This window comes from Paenibacillus plantiphilus (genome assembly GCF_927798095.1).
Lineage (GTDB): Bacteria > Bacillota > Bacilli > Paenibacillales > Paenibacillaceae > Paenibacillus_Z > Paenibacillus_Z plantiphilus.
In genome coordinates, this window is sequence record NZ_CAKMMF010000004.1 from 1 (window position 1) to 13,521 (window position 13,521).

General features: G+C 48.0%; 15 protein-coding genes and 1 rRNA gene. 3 read left to right on the top strand and 13 right to left on the bottom strand.

Going from position 1 to position 13,521, the window contains the following annotated elements:
* From L6H65_RS03960 to L6H65_RS03975, 4 genes are all read right to left on the bottom strand, one after another.
* Positions 1–112: ribosomal RNA gene (locus L6H65_RS03960) — 16S ribosomal RNA — on the bottom strand; the annotation flags it as partial.
* Between the two features lie 658 nt (positions 113–770).
* On the bottom strand, positions 771–1,097 hold the full coding sequence (locus L6H65_RS03965; protein WP_236339127.1) for a hypothetical protein: 327 nt from the start codon (positions 1,095–1,097) through the stop codon (positions 771–773).
* A 203-nt stretch (positions 1,098–1,300) separates the two neighbouring features.
* Entirely contained in the window at positions 1,301–2,233 is a 933-nt protein-coding gene (locus L6H65_RS03970; protein ID WP_236339129.1) for a manganese-dependent inorganic pyrophosphatase, read from the bottom strand.
* Positions 2,234–2,446: 213 nt separating this feature from the next.
* Complete coding sequence (locus L6H65_RS03975) at positions 2,447–3,385, bottom strand: alpha/beta hydrolase (RefSeq protein WP_236339130.1); 939 nt, start codon at positions 3,383–3,385, stop codon at positions 2,447–2,449.
* Between the two features lie 178 nt (positions 3,386–3,563).
* On the opposite strand from L6H65_RS03975, the gene yxiS reads away from it, so the two are divergent.
* Positions 3,564–3,869 (top strand): protein YxiS, encoded by a 306-nt coding sequence (yxiS, locus tag L6H65_RS03980; RefSeq protein WP_307728299.1) that lies wholly within the window; start codon positions 3,564–3,566, stop codon positions 3,867–3,869.
* Positions 3,870–4,001: 132 nt separating this feature from the next.
* On the opposite strand, the gene L6H65_RS03985 is transcribed toward yxiS, so the two are convergent.
* The 5 genes from L6H65_RS03985 to L6H65_RS04005 all read right to left on the bottom strand — a co-directional run bounded on the left by L6H65_RS03985 (position 4,002) and on the right by L6H65_RS04005 (position 8,644).
* Positions 4,002–4,301 carry a hypothetical protein gene (locus tag L6H65_RS03985; RefSeq protein WP_236339133.1) on the bottom strand — a complete coding sequence of 100 codons (300 nt, stop codon included), beginning with the start codon at positions 4,299–4,301 and terminating at the stop codon, positions 4,002–4,004.
* Positions 4,270–4,884: a DUF3990 domain-containing protein gene (locus L6H65_RS03990; protein ID WP_236339134.1), complete on the bottom strand. Its 615-nt coding sequence runs from the start codon at positions 4,882–4,884 to the stop codon at positions 4,270–4,272. Before L6H65_RS03990 ends, L6H65_RS03985 begins: the two co-directional genes overlap by 32 nt.
* Positions 4,885–4,925: 41 nt before the next feature.
* Positions 4,926–6,875 carry an ATP-dependent DNA helicase gene (locus L6H65_RS03995; RefSeq protein ID WP_236339136.1) on the bottom strand — a complete coding sequence of 650 codons (1,950 nt, stop codon included), beginning with the start codon at positions 6,873–6,875 and terminating at the stop codon, positions 4,926–4,928.
* A gap of 120 nt (positions 6,876–6,995) precedes the next feature.
* Positions 6,996–8,117, bottom strand: coding sequence for a DUF4179 domain-containing protein (locus L6H65_RS04000; protein ID WP_236339138.1), 1,122 nt, complete (start codon positions 8,115–8,117; stop codon positions 6,996–6,998).
* Positions 8,114–8,644 carry an RNA polymerase sigma factor gene (locus tag L6H65_RS04005; protein ID WP_236339141.1) on the bottom strand — a complete coding sequence of 177 codons (531 nt, stop codon included), beginning with the start codon at positions 8,642–8,644 and terminating at the stop codon, positions 8,114–8,116. The genes L6H65_RS04000 and L6H65_RS04005 overlap by 4 nt, the downstream gene beginning before the upstream one ends.
* A 183-nt stretch (positions 8,645–8,827) precedes the next feature.
* Between L6H65_RS04005 and L6H65_RS04010 the strand changes: the two genes are divergently transcribed.
* A complete protein-coding gene (locus L6H65_RS04010) occupies positions 8,828–8,959 on the top strand; it encodes a YjcZ family sporulation protein (protein WP_371877638.1) in 132 nt (43 codons plus the stop codon).
* Between the two features lie 92 nt (positions 8,960–9,051).
* Here L6H65_RS04010 and msrB read toward each other — a convergent pair whose 3' ends face one another.
* Both msrB and L6H65_RS04020 read right to left on the bottom strand, forming a co-directional pair.
* Positions 9,052–10,041 carry a peptide-methionine (R)-S-oxide reductase MsrB gene (gene msrB, locus L6H65_RS04015; RefSeq protein WP_236339437.1) on the bottom strand — a complete coding sequence of 330 codons (990 nt, stop codon included), beginning with the start codon at positions 10,039–10,041 and terminating at the stop codon, positions 9,052–9,054.
* 27 nt (positions 10,042–10,068) lie between these two features.
* Entirely contained in the window at positions 10,069–10,251 is a 183-nt protein-coding gene (locus L6H65_RS04020) for a hypothetical protein (RefSeq protein WP_236339143.1), read from the bottom strand.
* A gap of 165 nt (positions 10,252–10,416) precedes the next feature.
* Here L6H65_RS04020 and L6H65_RS04025 point away from each other — a divergent pair, with 165 nt between their 5' ends.
* Positions 10,417–11,061 carry a metal-dependent hydrolase gene (locus L6H65_RS04025; protein WP_236339145.1) on the top strand — a complete coding sequence of 215 codons (645 nt, stop codon included), beginning with the start codon at positions 10,417–10,419 and terminating at the stop codon, positions 11,059–11,061.
* 82 nt (positions 11,062–11,143) lie between these two features.
* Here the strand turns inward: L6H65_RS04025 and L6H65_RS04030 are convergent, their stop codons facing one another.
* Both L6H65_RS04030 and L6H65_RS04035 read right to left on the bottom strand, forming a co-directional pair.
* Complete coding sequence (locus tag L6H65_RS04030) at positions 11,144–12,328, bottom strand: peptidylprolyl isomerase (protein ID WP_236339147.1); 1,185 nt, start codon at positions 12,326–12,328, stop codon at positions 11,144–11,146.
* A 189-nt stretch (positions 12,329–12,517) separates the two neighbouring features.
* The gene (locus tag L6H65_RS04035; RefSeq protein ID WP_236339149.1) at positions 12,518–13,408 is read right to left on the bottom strand and encodes a hypothetical protein; all 891 of its coding nucleotides are present in this window, start codon (positions 13,406–13,408) and stop codon (positions 12,518–12,520) included.
* Positions 13,409–13,521: the final 113 nt, after the last annotated feature.

Sequence of the window (13,521 nt, forward strand, 5' to 3'; positions counted from 1 at the left end):
CCGTCCGCCGCTAACCATCAGAGAAGCAAGCTTCTCTTCAAGTCCGCTCGACTTGCATGTATTAGGCACGCCGCCAGCGTTCGTCCTGAGCCAGGATCAAACTCTCCATAAAAGAAGTTTTCGCTTTCGACGCTAGTCGAGAGAGAAAAGCTTCAACGAAGTTTTTCTTTTGCAGCGTTAGCTGCTGGAGAAAAGCTTCAAGATAAGCTTGTAGCTCATTACATTTGTATTACTTAACTACAGTTCCGAAGAGCTATAGGGCATTGCGCTCGTTGTTCAGTTTTCAAAGAACAATATGTCTCTGTGCGAGACAGGAATTACATTGTATCATGTTCATGTTTTTATTGCAAATACTTTTTTTAATAATGTTTCAGCATATCATTATCTGAACCATCATTACCGCCCTCATCTTGCGGCAGGAATAATAGAATATCATAGTATTCGTATAATGTACAATATCATTTTTTTCCAAAAGCTAAATTATTTTTTCATTTTGAATCCTCGCCTCTAACCCCTCTTCTTGACATTCATCTGTTTGCCCTCACACAAACCATCAACAGCGATGCCAAAGGCGCTTATCCGCCTGCATGCGTATACCTCCAATATGCCCTGCCTCTTGCCTGTGATATTCAATAGAAGTAAGCTTCACCAATTGGAACAGAATTATTCCAAGCAGCTAGCAACTGTATCGGGCAATTGCGGCAGCAAAAAACAGGGTCCCCCATGATAGAAGGAGCGCCTGTTTGAAATGCCGGGTATGAGGTAAAAGCTTAGGAGTGTGTCAGCATGGCATGCAGCTCATCCTTGCTTCGATCGCGCATCAGCACATATTCTGCAGGGATCTCGTCTACTTCCGGCTTGCAAAAAGCTTTGCCATGTAGATGATAGCCGCTCATCCTTGCCATGGAATAGAACGTACACAGCTGATCCGCTACTCGAATAGCTTTTTCTTTGCTGGAAGCCGTATACAGCGTGTTGCCGAAACTGAGCGGATTGTTGTCGCTTTGAATGTTGACATTATATTGCCCGCCCTCTTCCTCCACCTGCTTCACTAGAATCTTCATATTATAGCAGTTCAATAGATAATGGACTGTCATGTCATTCACCGCCTAATCGTCGTTTCGGCCTGCGCATCGGCTTGCCGTACTTCCTATTACACACAACTATACATTCTTAACCAGTTTCTCTAATGCCAGCATGACAGCCACTTTTGATACGGATTGCTCCCCAAACAAAAACCGCCCTCGCATTGCTGTGTCAGCAACGCAGGACGGTCTTATACGATCTCTACAGCAATATATTAAAACTTGCTTAATGTTTCTGTAAGTATCGGAACAATCTGTGATTTGCGGGACACAACACCTTTAAGAACCGCTTTGTTGTCCTCTAAAGTGACGTTGTAAGCCTGCTCCACCGCTTTGCTGACGCGACCAAGCGCCAGACCGATAGAATCATTATTGAGGATATCGGTTACGACCAGCAGGAACAAATCAAGGTTCTTCTCAGCGATTATGCTGCCCAGAGCTTCCTCCAGCTCAGCTTGACGCGACAGAACATCGTTCGTATCAACCGCGTTTACTTGTGCGATTTCAACCTTGTAGCTGCCCATTTGGAACTCTTTGGCATCCAGCGAGATCAGTTGGCTGATCGTTTTGTCGCTCAGATCTGCGCCTGCCTTCAGCATCTCAAGACCGTAGCTCTCTGCATTCACGCCTGCAATTTCAGCAAGCTCGCGAGCAGCGTCTACATCCTCTTGTGTGCAAGTCGGCGATTTGAAAAGAAGGGAATCCGAAATAATCGCAGACAGCATCAATCCAGCGATGTCCTTCTCGATTGCGACTCCATTCTCCTTGTAAATCTTCTTAAGAATCGTTGCTGTACAGCCTACAGGCTCTGCACGATAGTATAACGGACCGCTTGTCTCAAAGTTAGCGATACGGTGGTGGTCAATTACTTCAACAACGCGAACTGCATCAATATCAACTGCGCTTTGTTGGCGTTCATTATGATCAACCAATATGACATCTTTTGCTTCGTTCGCTACTGTCTCCACCAGACGCGGGGCAGCTACCTTGAACTGATCCAATGCATATTGTGTTTCTCCATTCACTTCACCCAGACGGACAGCTTCAACGTTCAAGCCCAGTTTGGCTTTAAGCGCAGCATAAGCGATTGCTGAACAAATTGTGTCTGTGTCGGGATTCTTGTGCCCGAAAATAAGCGTCTTTTCCATGATAATCTCCTTAATAGTTTATTGGCGGGAGAGAACCTTTCGATGCAATCAGCAGAAACTCATGCGCTCTCTACCCCTCCTGATGCTTTTCCCCATCTATTATAACGTGAAATCCACCTTATTCCTATCCCTTTTGTACAGAATACGACAAACAGCTCGCAAAATTGGCAAAATGATGTCCGGCCCCCGCACTGCCTCCGCGTTCATCCTTATTCAGACTCTCTCGTTCCCAGACAGCACCTGCTTCAGCCAGATCAGAATATCGTTATATACCTGCTCTTTATCTATTTCATTCAGAATTTCATGGCGCATCCCGTCATACAGCTTCATCTGAACGTTGGTTACCCCTGCTTTCACATAGCTAGAGACTGTCCGTTTTACCATTTTGCCATAGGAGCCGACTGGGTCGTCCCCTCCCGACAGCAGCAGTATCGGCAGATCAGCACGGGTTTGGTTGACATTATTCTGAGCGGTTATATAGAGCAGACCCTCGAACATATCGCGAAATCCATTCGCAGTAAAAACAAACCCGCAGCGCTCGTCCCGTATAAACTGATCAACCTCGGCATCACTCCGTGTGAGCCAGTCCTGCTTCGTTCTTGATGGCTGAAATCGATGGTTGAAGGATTCGTATGATAATCGGTTCAGAAGCCTGCTGCGATGCTTTCTGCCTAAGGCCCGAATTTCCCAGCTCGCTATAATCTTCGCCAGGTGCAGAGTGAATCTGGATTGATGCGCCGTTCCGACAAGGATTAAGCCATCCAGTTCCTCCACGTATCTCATCGCGTAGTGTCGCGCCAGAAACGAACCCATGCTATGTCCAAGCATAACAATGCTTAAATGCGGATGCTCTTGTCTGGCCAGCTTCGTCACTTGGTACAGATCATCCACCATCAGGCTCCAGCCGTTCCATTCTCCAAAATAACCCAATTCCTCGTCTGATGTGGCCGTTAAACCATGTCCCCTATGATCATTGGCGTATACCACATAGCCATGTGCTGCGAGAAAATGCGCAAATCGTTCATATCTGCCCGCGTGCTCACAGGAACCATGCACCAGTTGAATGATGCCGATCACTTCCATCGCATGATCCGGTTCCCATTTGTAAACATACAGATGATCGTCAGACAGCTTGTAGTGCGAGCATTTCATCCTTCCCTCTCCTCCAACTCAAATCTCTTCGCATATGATGCTCTTATCCCGTTTCTCCCTATACGATTCATTCTTCCATGGCTCCGAAATGCCCCTTAAATCAACGCCCTGAGTTGTGGAACATAGCCAGTCTCCGTATAATGTGTTCATATGTATCTGACAAATTGAAGGAGCGCTGATGATGGACCGCCATGAATTAGAGCAATTTATTGTACAAAGGTATCAGGATGACGAGCAGTCGATGATCGCCATCTTCGCCCAGTGGTGTATAAATCATAGCCTTGATCCGCTTGAATTGTATGCTCGCGCCTATCCGCAGCAGGCTGGCAATGCCGCTCTGAAGCTGGCGATAGAACAAGCCGTGAGCAGTGAAATGTCTGAGCCAATATCTGCTGAAATCGTGCAGGCCGTATTATCCATGTTCGATAATGAAGAGCTGGCCTATGTCGTCTATGAGGAAGCAGGCAAAATCAAAGCTAAGTAAAGCGCCGTCCGGCTTCTCCGCAAAGCAAAAACCTGCCGTAGCTTCCCTCCACAATAAAGGCTACCCTGAGTCATTCATTTCATGACAATAGGATAGCCCTGTGAAGTTCCATATCTGCAGCTGGCAGGCAGCTTACCTTACGCGCGCATATTGGGAGCCGCGTTCAAGATGAGAAATGCCTTTGTCTCTCGCCGCATCGCGATCGATCGTCCGAATTCGTTCCAGCCATTCCTCTGGGGCGATGCCCATTTGCTTAGCCTCGGCCAGCCGCTCCGCATGATCAAAGCAGTTATCGTAGCCGCCAAGCTTGCGTATAACAACAATATATTGAATAACTAGTCGGCGGGCGGCATCAGCCGTAAAGCCGTAGCTTCCGACCAGCGCTTCCACAATGCCGCGTTCATAGAGACTGAGCCTCACTTGAGCAGTCATGATAGACCCACCTTCCTCCCATATAGATATGATACCCAACGAGTGCGAGTGCTGATTCCCAGCTTTCGGAAGAGAAGACAACCTGATTGCCAAGCTGCAAGGAATCCATTCTTCGCCCGCGCATTGACCGTGTAATTTGCTCGTAAAACCAGTGTGCATCTTTATTCAATTGTACTGCTTCTTTTATTATTTTACCAGTGTCACTGTCCGCCATGGGGCCAATTATGATATCAGGATGGCGCTGATGACAGGGATCTTCGCCCTTCTGCGAGGCCAGACGGTGCAGCATTATAAATTGCGCCCAAGCGAGTGAATCACTTAAGAATATTAAGGGCTGACAGGATGCCGGTATTGTACGCAATTCGATCTCCAGCACACATGCTCTCGCATTTCCCAGCAAGGAGCTTCTTAGTCCCCTGTACGCCCACTTGCGGGCTTGTCCAACCGAGATTGTCGTATAGAAGCCTTCTCCGAAATCTCGGCCAGGGCGCCAATATTGGCTGTTCAGCAGCTTGTTCTGGAAGGATGGCAAATAGTTGTCTGTCGTGCCGTGATACAACCTTTGTGGTGTAATGATATCCATCGCACACACTCCGATCTGACGAGGTCTCTAATATGTGGATGCTACAGCTCGATGAGCTGGATTCCCACTCCAGGTGGAAGCGACCCGACGACTCGCTCCCGAATGCTCTCATCCTTTAGCTCATGTGCGATGATCGTTACAGTTCCAGAGTCCTCCCGAGACCGTATAAGTCTCCCGACGCCCTGTCTAAGTCTAAGCAGCATATAGGGCATATCCACCTCTTCGAAGGCGTCAGCCGCATCCTTGCGCTTGGCTGTAAATACGGGGTCATGTGAAGGGAATGGCAGCGACCATACGAGCACTTGAGATAAGGCTGGCCCTGGAATGTCAAGTCCCTCCCATAGTGTGACCGCTCCAAGCGTACTCGTCACATCATTCTGAAATTCACTGATGAGGTGGCTGATCTCACTGTCGCCCTCATATAACAATCGAAATGCGAATTGCTCCGCCTCCGGCTGCATATGCTCCTTGAACTTCTCCAGCTCTTCCTTGGAGGGGAACAGGATGAGCGTCCTGCCTTCATTTTGCTGCAGCAAATGAACGGCAAGCTTTATTTTTTCCGTATAATCCGTGTCGGCCGTGAGGGTGGAGGTTTTGACGCTCATCTGATTCTCATAATCATAGGGAGAGGCAACGGTGAAGCTCATGCTGTTCTCTATCCCCAGACTCTCTGCGATATAGCGAAAATCTCCATTAACCGAAAGCGTTGCTGAAGAGAATACAACCGGCATTTCTCTGGAGAATACCTGCTCCTTCAACACTTGCTTCACCCATTTGGGCATGATGACGAGTGTAATTCCATCCTTATCCTCCATAACCCAGGAGATAAATTGGTCCTGCTGTTTGAATAGCGCCAATGCAAGCTGAATCATCTCAAGATGCTCTTCTACAATTTTGAGCTGATAAGAATCCAGAGAATATACGCCGCTCTCGAACACCAGCTCTTCCTCTATGGCGTCGATCAGCCCCCGGAAGCGGTTGATCTCGCGAAGCAGCCCGTCGCTCCAAGCGATTTCCTTCCGATGTGATGCCGGAACCCGCACACTATGACGGTCTATCTCTGCGAAGAGATGCTCGCTTTGCATGCTCGCCTCATCAATGGCAACGGCAAGCGATTCGCGGATTTCCCCTTGCAGCAGTCTGGACAGGATACTATCGAATACCGCGTGGTTCAGCTTATAGGTCAGCGCCTTCTGCGCGGCGGTCTCCAGCAAGTGACCCTCATCGAACACAACAGAGCTGTGCTCCGGCAGCAGCGGCAGCTGCCCTTCCCGTTTTCTGGACTCATAGGTCCACACATGCTCCATGTAGAAATCATGGGAACAGATAATCAGATCCGCCGATTTGCGATAATGCTCCCGCGATATTGTCTGTCCGCATCGATGCCTTCTGCTGCACACCAGGCAATCCTGAAAGACATCCCAGCCGATTCTCTCCCACTGCTCGTCGCTCAGATGGGCGTAGTCCTTACGGTTCCCATAGGGATAAAACGACTGCATCGTAACGGGAGAATGAACGAAATCCGGCAGCCCCTGATAAATATTCTGATATTCTTCGCCGTCATCGATTGAGCCTCTTACCTCGTCCAGCTTGTTCAAGCAAATATATTGATGGGGCGACTTGCCCAATCTTGCATCAATGGTCAGCTCCAAATGGCGGGCAAGCTTTGCAATATCGCCTTCAGGCTTGATCAATTGCTCAATCAGCGATTCATCCGCACACGCAATAATAGCCGGTTTTCTCGTATAACGGGCATAATTGATCGCATAAAGCAAATAAACAAGCGTCTTCCCCGTGCCAACTCCCGCTTCCGCGAAAATAGTAGCCTTCTCGCTGTACGCTCGCTCCAGCTGAAACGCCATAAAAATTTGTTCATCCCTGATTTCAAATCCGGCCTCAGGCAATATTTCGTAGAATACATCGGCAATCCAATCGCTTGCCTGTGCAACAAATGGTTGTTTTGGATCAAATGAGAATGGATAATTGTTCACTTGGTCTTGCCTCCACATTAACAGTTCTATCTGTATAGTTAAACAATTCATTGTAACACAAAATTCAAAAAAACCGAACAGCTTCCCCGCAGGAATTCTGTTCGGCTGCTATGGCCCCACCTACTGATCAATCGGAACCTCGAAGGCAAACTGTCTCAGCGGCTTCTCCACCGCCGGTTCATTGCTGCCTTCCTTCGGAAAGATTATTAAGACAGGTGTGATTGTTACTAACTTGCACCCTTCGGGCACAGGCTCCGTATATAACGTCACCTTCTCTTCGTGAAGCCATTGCTCAACCGGCAATTCTCGATCTACAATACGTCCGTCTGAATTTCTGGTTAATACAGCGAGAGAGCGCCCGCGATCGTACTGCACTTCGTATTTGATGCCATAGCGAAGATCACGATTTACTTTCTCATCTACAATCCCTCTCGGCAGTTTCCAATTCATGCTCCATACTGCCGCATTCGGAGATAGTCTGGACTTCACAAGCTGGAAGATGATATCCTTGTCTGCTGCAATAAATTGCTCTCCGTACTTCCTCTCCGTCACCGAGCCCGACTGATGAAGAACTGCTTCAAAGCTCCAGTCGCCCTTGATGCTCCTCCAGTCTGATCCGGTGTTGCTGAAGGATAGCTGAGATATATTCACTTTAAGCTGCAGAGGACCTTGTATCTCTCGATCCAAGTAATAATTGACGATGCCGATCTTATTCTGCTCGTTGATGCGCCCTGAGTCTGACATTAATATACCCGGCGACAGCTTCTTGATGGCAGGGTCCAATGAAAAGCTGGGCTCAACATATTGTTCACGAAGGCTGCCATCCTCCTTCGATATTGAATAACTGTACGAAATCCGCAGACCGTCGAATTTCACCTCATGAACACGGAAGATATAGCCCTGATCCACCCTCTCTGCGAGAACTGCAATTTCGCTGCTGCTGTCTGTGCCAGCAGCGAGCCCATTGTCTCCCATCATCCCGAAAATCGATTGGAAGAAGGGACGGACAGAATCTGCAAATGTGTTCGTATTAAAAACAATGATGGAGGAAAGCAGAACGACACCCCCAATCAGACTAGCAGCCCAATAGCGAGGGAGCGCTCTCCCGGGTTTTCGTCTCTCGTGCTGAAGAGGCTGTGGCAGCTCGTCAAGCACATTGTTAATACGCTGCTTCACCTCATCAGGCATAGCCGTTTCTCGAAGATTCAGCCGCGTCTTTATTAGACGATCAACGTGTGTCATAGCCAGTGTTCCTCCTTCATATCCGCATCCTTTAGCAAAGTCGCAAGCTTGGTTCTTGCCCTGTATAGCCGAGACTTGACCGTACCTTCGGAAATATCGAGCATGCCAGCGATCTCCTTCACCGATATATCCTCCATATAATAAAGAACAACAACCTCCTTATGATCCATATCCAATTGCTCCAACAGCTCTTCCATTTCTAATTTTGAATCCAAGCCTTGATACGCAGCTGTCGGCTCCATTACAGCAGCAATGGATACAAACTTGCTATTATATCTGACAATTTGCCGACATTCATTAATAAGAATACGAATGAGCCATGTTCGGAAATAAGCTGGCTCACGGAGATTGCCGATATTGCTGTATGCTTTCAGAATCGCCTCTTGCATCGCGTCAGCCGCATCATTGTCTGTTCGGAGAATGTTGCGCGCGATTGCGTACATTACACCTTCATTATTGCGAATCAAGCTGATGAACGCATCTCTTGAGCCGTTCTGAGCGTCATGAATCGTTTGCAATACATTCAACAGCCGTTTCCCCTCTCCCTCTCTTTCATTTGCCTATTAGATGGACGAGCGTCCTGCTCGGTTCCCGATTCTGAAAAATATTTTTTATAGTCATCCACGCGCTTGTCTGAGGGACAAATGCACAGTCACTACGGCGTCTGCCACATACATTGTATGGAGTCTATTCGAGAGGAGATCAAACAAATGTCATATTCAGGCGGCTTCGATAACAAATGCAACAACATCAGCCCCGTAGGCAGCTGCTTCACAAGCGCTGGCGTCATCCTCGTTCTGTTCATACTACTTGTCATCGTCTCTTGCTCCGTATTCTGTTAATGCTATGACCCCATAAAATGCACAAAGAACCTTCAACACCACTGTAAAAGTGGAGCTGAAGGTTCTCTTGTAACCCCATAACGTCTACCGCTTTACTCGAACAGACTCGCGTACTCCCCGTAGCCCGCCTGCTTTAGCTCTGACTTCGGAACGAATCGAAGAGAAGCGGAATTGATACAGTAACGCAAACCTCCTGGCTGGGGACCGTCAGGGAAGACATGGCCAAGATGAGAATTGCCCAGTCTGCTTCTCACTTCCGTACGGAACATATTGTGGCTGTAATCCTCAACTTCAGCAACGATGCCTTGCTCCAGCGGTTTCGTGAAGCTGGGCCAGCCGCAGCCCGAATCGAATTTATTTCTGGAGCTGAACAGCGGCTCGCCGGATACAATGTCCACATAAAGCCCTTCCTCGTGGTTGTTCCAATATTCATTATGGAATGGCGGCTCTGTTCCATTGTTCTGGGTTACTTCAAACTGAATGCTGGTCAGCTTGCTACGCAGCAGATTCCGATCCTTCTCTGTATTCCAATGCTTCGCAATAAAAGCGTCGCGGCCCGAGCCTTTGCGGTACATTTTGTAACGGAGCGGGTGTGTCTTATGATAGTTCTGATGATACTCCTCAGCATCATAGAACGTTGTGGCAGGAATAATTGGCGTGACGACAGGATGCGCGAAGCGGCCGCTCTGCTGAAGCTCAGCTTTTGACGCCTCAGCCTTGCGTTGCTGCTCCTTGGTATAGGTAAAGATCGCTGTTCGATAGGATGATCCGCGATCATGGAATTGACCGCCTTCATCTGTGGGATCAATTTGACGCCAATAGATATCGAGCAGCTTCTCGTATGGAAATTTCTCGGGGTCAAACGTAATTTGCACAGCTTCCGTATGCCCTGTTGCATTCGAGCATACCTCTTCATAGGTCGGATTCGCCGTATGCCCGCCGATGTAGCCAGACACGACACTGATAATACCCGGCAGCTCCTCGAACGGTGTTACCATACACCAGAAGCAGCCGCCCGCAAAGGTCGCTTGCTCTGCTTGCCCAACATTCTCATCTTGCTCAACAGGTTGTTTCTCAGTCATCATCCTCAGCTCCTATACATCATTTATTCAATCGACTAAGTCCCATATACTTCCGTTCCATTTCAACTTATCGCCAAGCTTGGCCAGCGGAGCCACCTTCATTGCCGGCACTCGTATAAGCTTGCCATTAACCTCCAGCGTAACAAATGGAAGCTCCTGCGCAACAACTGAGCCGAGCCGCTCGATTGAACAATTGCTCCTCTCCCCCATCGATCAACATCCCTCATCTTACATATTCTTTCCCTTAGTATACACCAGCTCATCATGTCTGAGCTCATCCTGCTGCTCAGGTTGTCTCATAATGATGAATCATGTATACTATAGCAACGAACATACGTTTGTGTCTTATGAATAAGGTTAATATTTGGAGGCGTTATGAAAGGAACAACACATCTTGCCATCGGCGCTGCAATCGGCGTTGCCGCGTCAATCTACTATCCCTTCACCGTTAACAATGCCGCCCTTTATCTTACAGTAGCTTCCTTCTCTGCGCTTAGTGCGGACCTTGATGGTACTAGCTTATTGAGCAGCAAGCTCGGCAAGCTATCCAAGCTGTTAAGAGAGCTGTTTCTATGGGGCGGTATGCTCTTATTAGCCGCAGTCGCCTACTTCTATTACATCGGGGAGCCTTTATCCAGGGAATATGCCCTCATATCCGGCGCGATATTTCTACTTGGCATGATAACAAAGCAAGGCGTAATTCGCAATGCGCTTGTGAGTGCAATCGGATGCGCGCTCATGATCGTTGGCTTGTCTTATGCAATGAACTGGCTGATCGGTCTTGGGTTGTTCATCGCCTGGGCTCCATGGCTGAGTCATAGAGGAATGACGCATACGGTATGGGCCGTGCTCATTTGGGGCGCTATCGGATGGGGATTGGAGCAGCAGCTGCATGTGGCAGGAATTACTGCCGTCTCTGTGGCCGGTTATCTGTCGCATCTGCTTGCAGACACTTTAACGCCGAGCGGAGTCAGATGGCTGTATCCCCTGTATAAGAAAAGCATAAAGATGCCGCTATAGCAGCATTCGACTTTACTGCAAAAAATCCACCTTGCAGACAGCAGCAAGCCGCTGAACTGCCAGGTGGATTTTTCACTTCGAATTATGCCTTCGACATATCAAGCTTCGTTATTTTACCAGGCAATTCCTTGCTCATAAACGTATCGAAGCTGGCCTTTGCAATTGCGGATCGAATAGCTAGAGCCTCTTGGGAGGTGAGCTGCTCATACGATTTCGTATCCCGCTTCTCTACCTTGATGACATGATAGCCGAAACTCGTCTTCACAGGCTGTCCGATCTCGCCGACAGGCTGTGTGTTCGCAGCATCCTTGAATTCAGCCACCCATCCATTCGACTGCTGGTTCTCATACAAACCGCCGTTGCCGCTGGACCCCGGGTCTTCGGAATACTCCTTCGCAAGCAAAGCCCAATCGCCGCCTTCTACGAGCAGCTTTCTCACTTTATTCGCCCGCTCCAGCGCCTCGGCATCCGTACGTTGAACACCGCCGGTATCCAATGGGTTGGTTCCAACCAGAATATGGCGTACTGTCACCATGTTGTAATTAGCTTGCGTTTTCTTAAACTCGGCTTTCAGCTCATCTTCGGTTACTTCGTTTTCCATTGCAAGAGGAACTTGTATCAGCATCGTATAGTACACTTTGATATCAGCGTCGGTTAAACCAACCTTATCCACCGTCGCCTGTATATTAGCATTCTGTTTCACATAGGTTTTGAGCTCGCTCAAAAAGCCTGCCAGATTGCTATCGAAGCTTGCCTGCTGTTCCTTGCTCAAAGGCTTGGCTCCATACTTTGCGTACAAGATTTTATAACCAATATACTCATGCATAAATTGTTCCTTGTAGGATGCGTCGCTGAGCATTTGCTCTGTTTGTGTATTGATAATGCTCATAAATGCTTTGTATTTGGCAAACTCTTTGTCCGTTACAGAACCTGTAATCGCATTATCCTTATAAGTAGCTATCGTCTGGGGTTTAGTCGGAAGGACAGATGGATCTACTTTCAGCTCAACGGTCTTGGACTTGGCATTCCAGTTCACCTGAGCGCCTACAAGCTTGCTAATGTCCTTCAGATAGACATAGGTTTTGCCGTCATAAGTAATTGCAGGATTGTCCAGCTTGGCCGCACTGCCGTTAACCGTAACCTTAAGGTCCTTGTTGAGCAGCGCTTTAATCGCCTGAATACCCGTATCGGCAAAGGTGACTGAAGATATGGTTAACAGCGAACCTACTACCGTACCAATAATAAATGGTTTGATCGACTTCTTCATTATGTAACCCCTTTCATTTATACATCTTGTTAAGTATAGCATATCTTTCAAAGGTTGCTAGGATGGAAGTTGACATGAGCCCCAATATCTGCCTATTCACAGATAGCAGAAAACCAGCTGAGGAGATGTAAATGAATCTCTCAGCTGGTTATTCCCGCATTTGCAATGTAATTGTTAGGGGCAGCAAGATTAACCGAGCCGTTGTTGAAGGATTGCCGTCAGCTCCTCGGTCCCTTCCCACACAATAGGATGAATGCCGCTCGCTTGCAGGAGAGGCTGATCCGCATCACTTCGGTTAACCGTACACAGAATCGGAATTTGCAACCCTAATGCATACCCTGCGGCAAAATAAATCTCCCGATCCTGCCCTGTTAAATCCGCAATGATAAGCTTGCTTTCCGAGATGAGCTGCATGAGTCCATCGTCATCGATCTCATGACTGGAATGATCCGCCAAGCGAACCTTGTAGCCGCATTGTTCAATCTGAGGAAGCACCTTATTGCACCATTCCCGGCGCCACTCCTCATCATCAGCAAGTATGACGACACATGACTGAAGCGGCTTGCCCCCGGCATTCGCCGCCGCTTCGTTCCAGCCCTTCTCCGTAAGCTTGAAGGTCGCTCCAACTCTCTCAATATACTCTTCCTCCCTGAGCTTCTCAATAATATAGATGAGCTCTTGCAGGTTTGGAGAGTAGGTCAAGTTATAGCTCTCAGACAGCTGGTGAATGACAATCGGATCTTGAGGCCCCTTGGATCGAATAAATAAATATTGCAGGAGTCGGTTGGACTTCTCTTCAATTGTCGACGGAATAGCCGAGCTATTGGCCAAATGTTCCATATCCTCGAATTTAAATGCAACCCGCTCATCACTGTCCGAGCGCTCACGAATATATGCAGAAACGATCGGGAATAACTGGCGTTTGATTCTATTGGATAGCGAACTGAATGCAGGAACGCTATCTGAATGTATGCTGTATGAGCTTCCGGGCGCACAATAACAGCCTTCATAGCGGTCAAATTCACCGATACTATGAACAGGTACAACTCCATCGCAAAATAAACAACGTTTCGTAATCATAATCTGCAGTCACTCCTTCACCATAGCTTTCGCATCGGCTACAGGATTAAAGGGTGCTGCCGAGATTAATAGTCTCTCATGAAACGTTCATTATTCTCACAAAACAGTCCTTG

Bases quoted from the DNA above. Each gene is read 5' to 3' on its own strand.
- L6H65_RS04035 (WP_236339149.1), bottom strand. From the start codon at position 13,408: ATGATTACGAAACGTTGTTTATTTTGCGATGGAGTTGTACCTGTTCAT.
- L6H65_RS04030 (WP_236339147.1), bottom strand. From the start codon at position 12,328: ATGAAGAAGTCGATCAAACCATTTATTATTGGTACGGTAGTAGGTTCG.
- L6H65_RS03975 (WP_236339130.1), bottom strand. From the start codon at position 3,385: ATGAAATGCTCGCACTACAAGCTGTCTGACGATCATCTGTATGTTTAC.
- L6H65_RS03990 (WP_236339134.1), bottom strand. From the start codon at position 4,884: ATGGATATCATTACACCACAAAGGTTGTATCACGGCACGACAGACAAC.
- L6H65_RS04020 (WP_236339143.1), bottom strand. From the start codon at position 10,251: ATGGGGGAGAGGAGCAATTGTTCAATCGAGCGGCTCGGCTCAGTTGTT.
- msrB (WP_236339437.1), bottom strand. From the start codon at position 10,041: ATGACTGAGAAACAACCTGTTGAGCAAGATGAGAATGTTGGGCAAGCA.
- L6H65_RS04010 (WP_371877638.1), top strand. From the start codon at position 8,828: ATGTCATATTCAGGCGGCTTCGATAACAAATGCAACAACATCAGCCCC.
- yxiS (WP_307728299.1), top strand. From the start codon at position 3,564: ATGATGGACCGCCATGAATTAGAGCAATTTATTGTACAAAGGTATCAG.
- L6H65_RS04000 (WP_236339138.1), bottom strand. From the start codon at position 8,117: ATGACACACGTTGATCGTCTAATAAAGACGCGGCTGAATCTTCGAGAA.
- L6H65_RS04025 (WP_236339145.1), top strand. From the start codon at position 10,417: ATGAAAGGAACAACACATCTTGCCATCGGCGCTGCAATCGGCGTTGCC.
- L6H65_RS03970 (WP_236339129.1), bottom strand. From the start codon at position 2,233: ATGGAAAAGACGCTTATTTTCGGGCACAAGAATCCCGACACAGACACA.
- L6H65_RS03965 (WP_236339127.1), bottom strand. From the start codon at position 1,097: ATGACAGTCCATTATCTATTGAACTGCTATAATATGAAGATTCTAGTG.
- L6H65_RS03985 (WP_236339133.1), bottom strand. From the start codon at position 4,301: ATGACTGCTCAAGTGAGGCTCAGTCTCTATGAACGCGGCATTGTGGAA.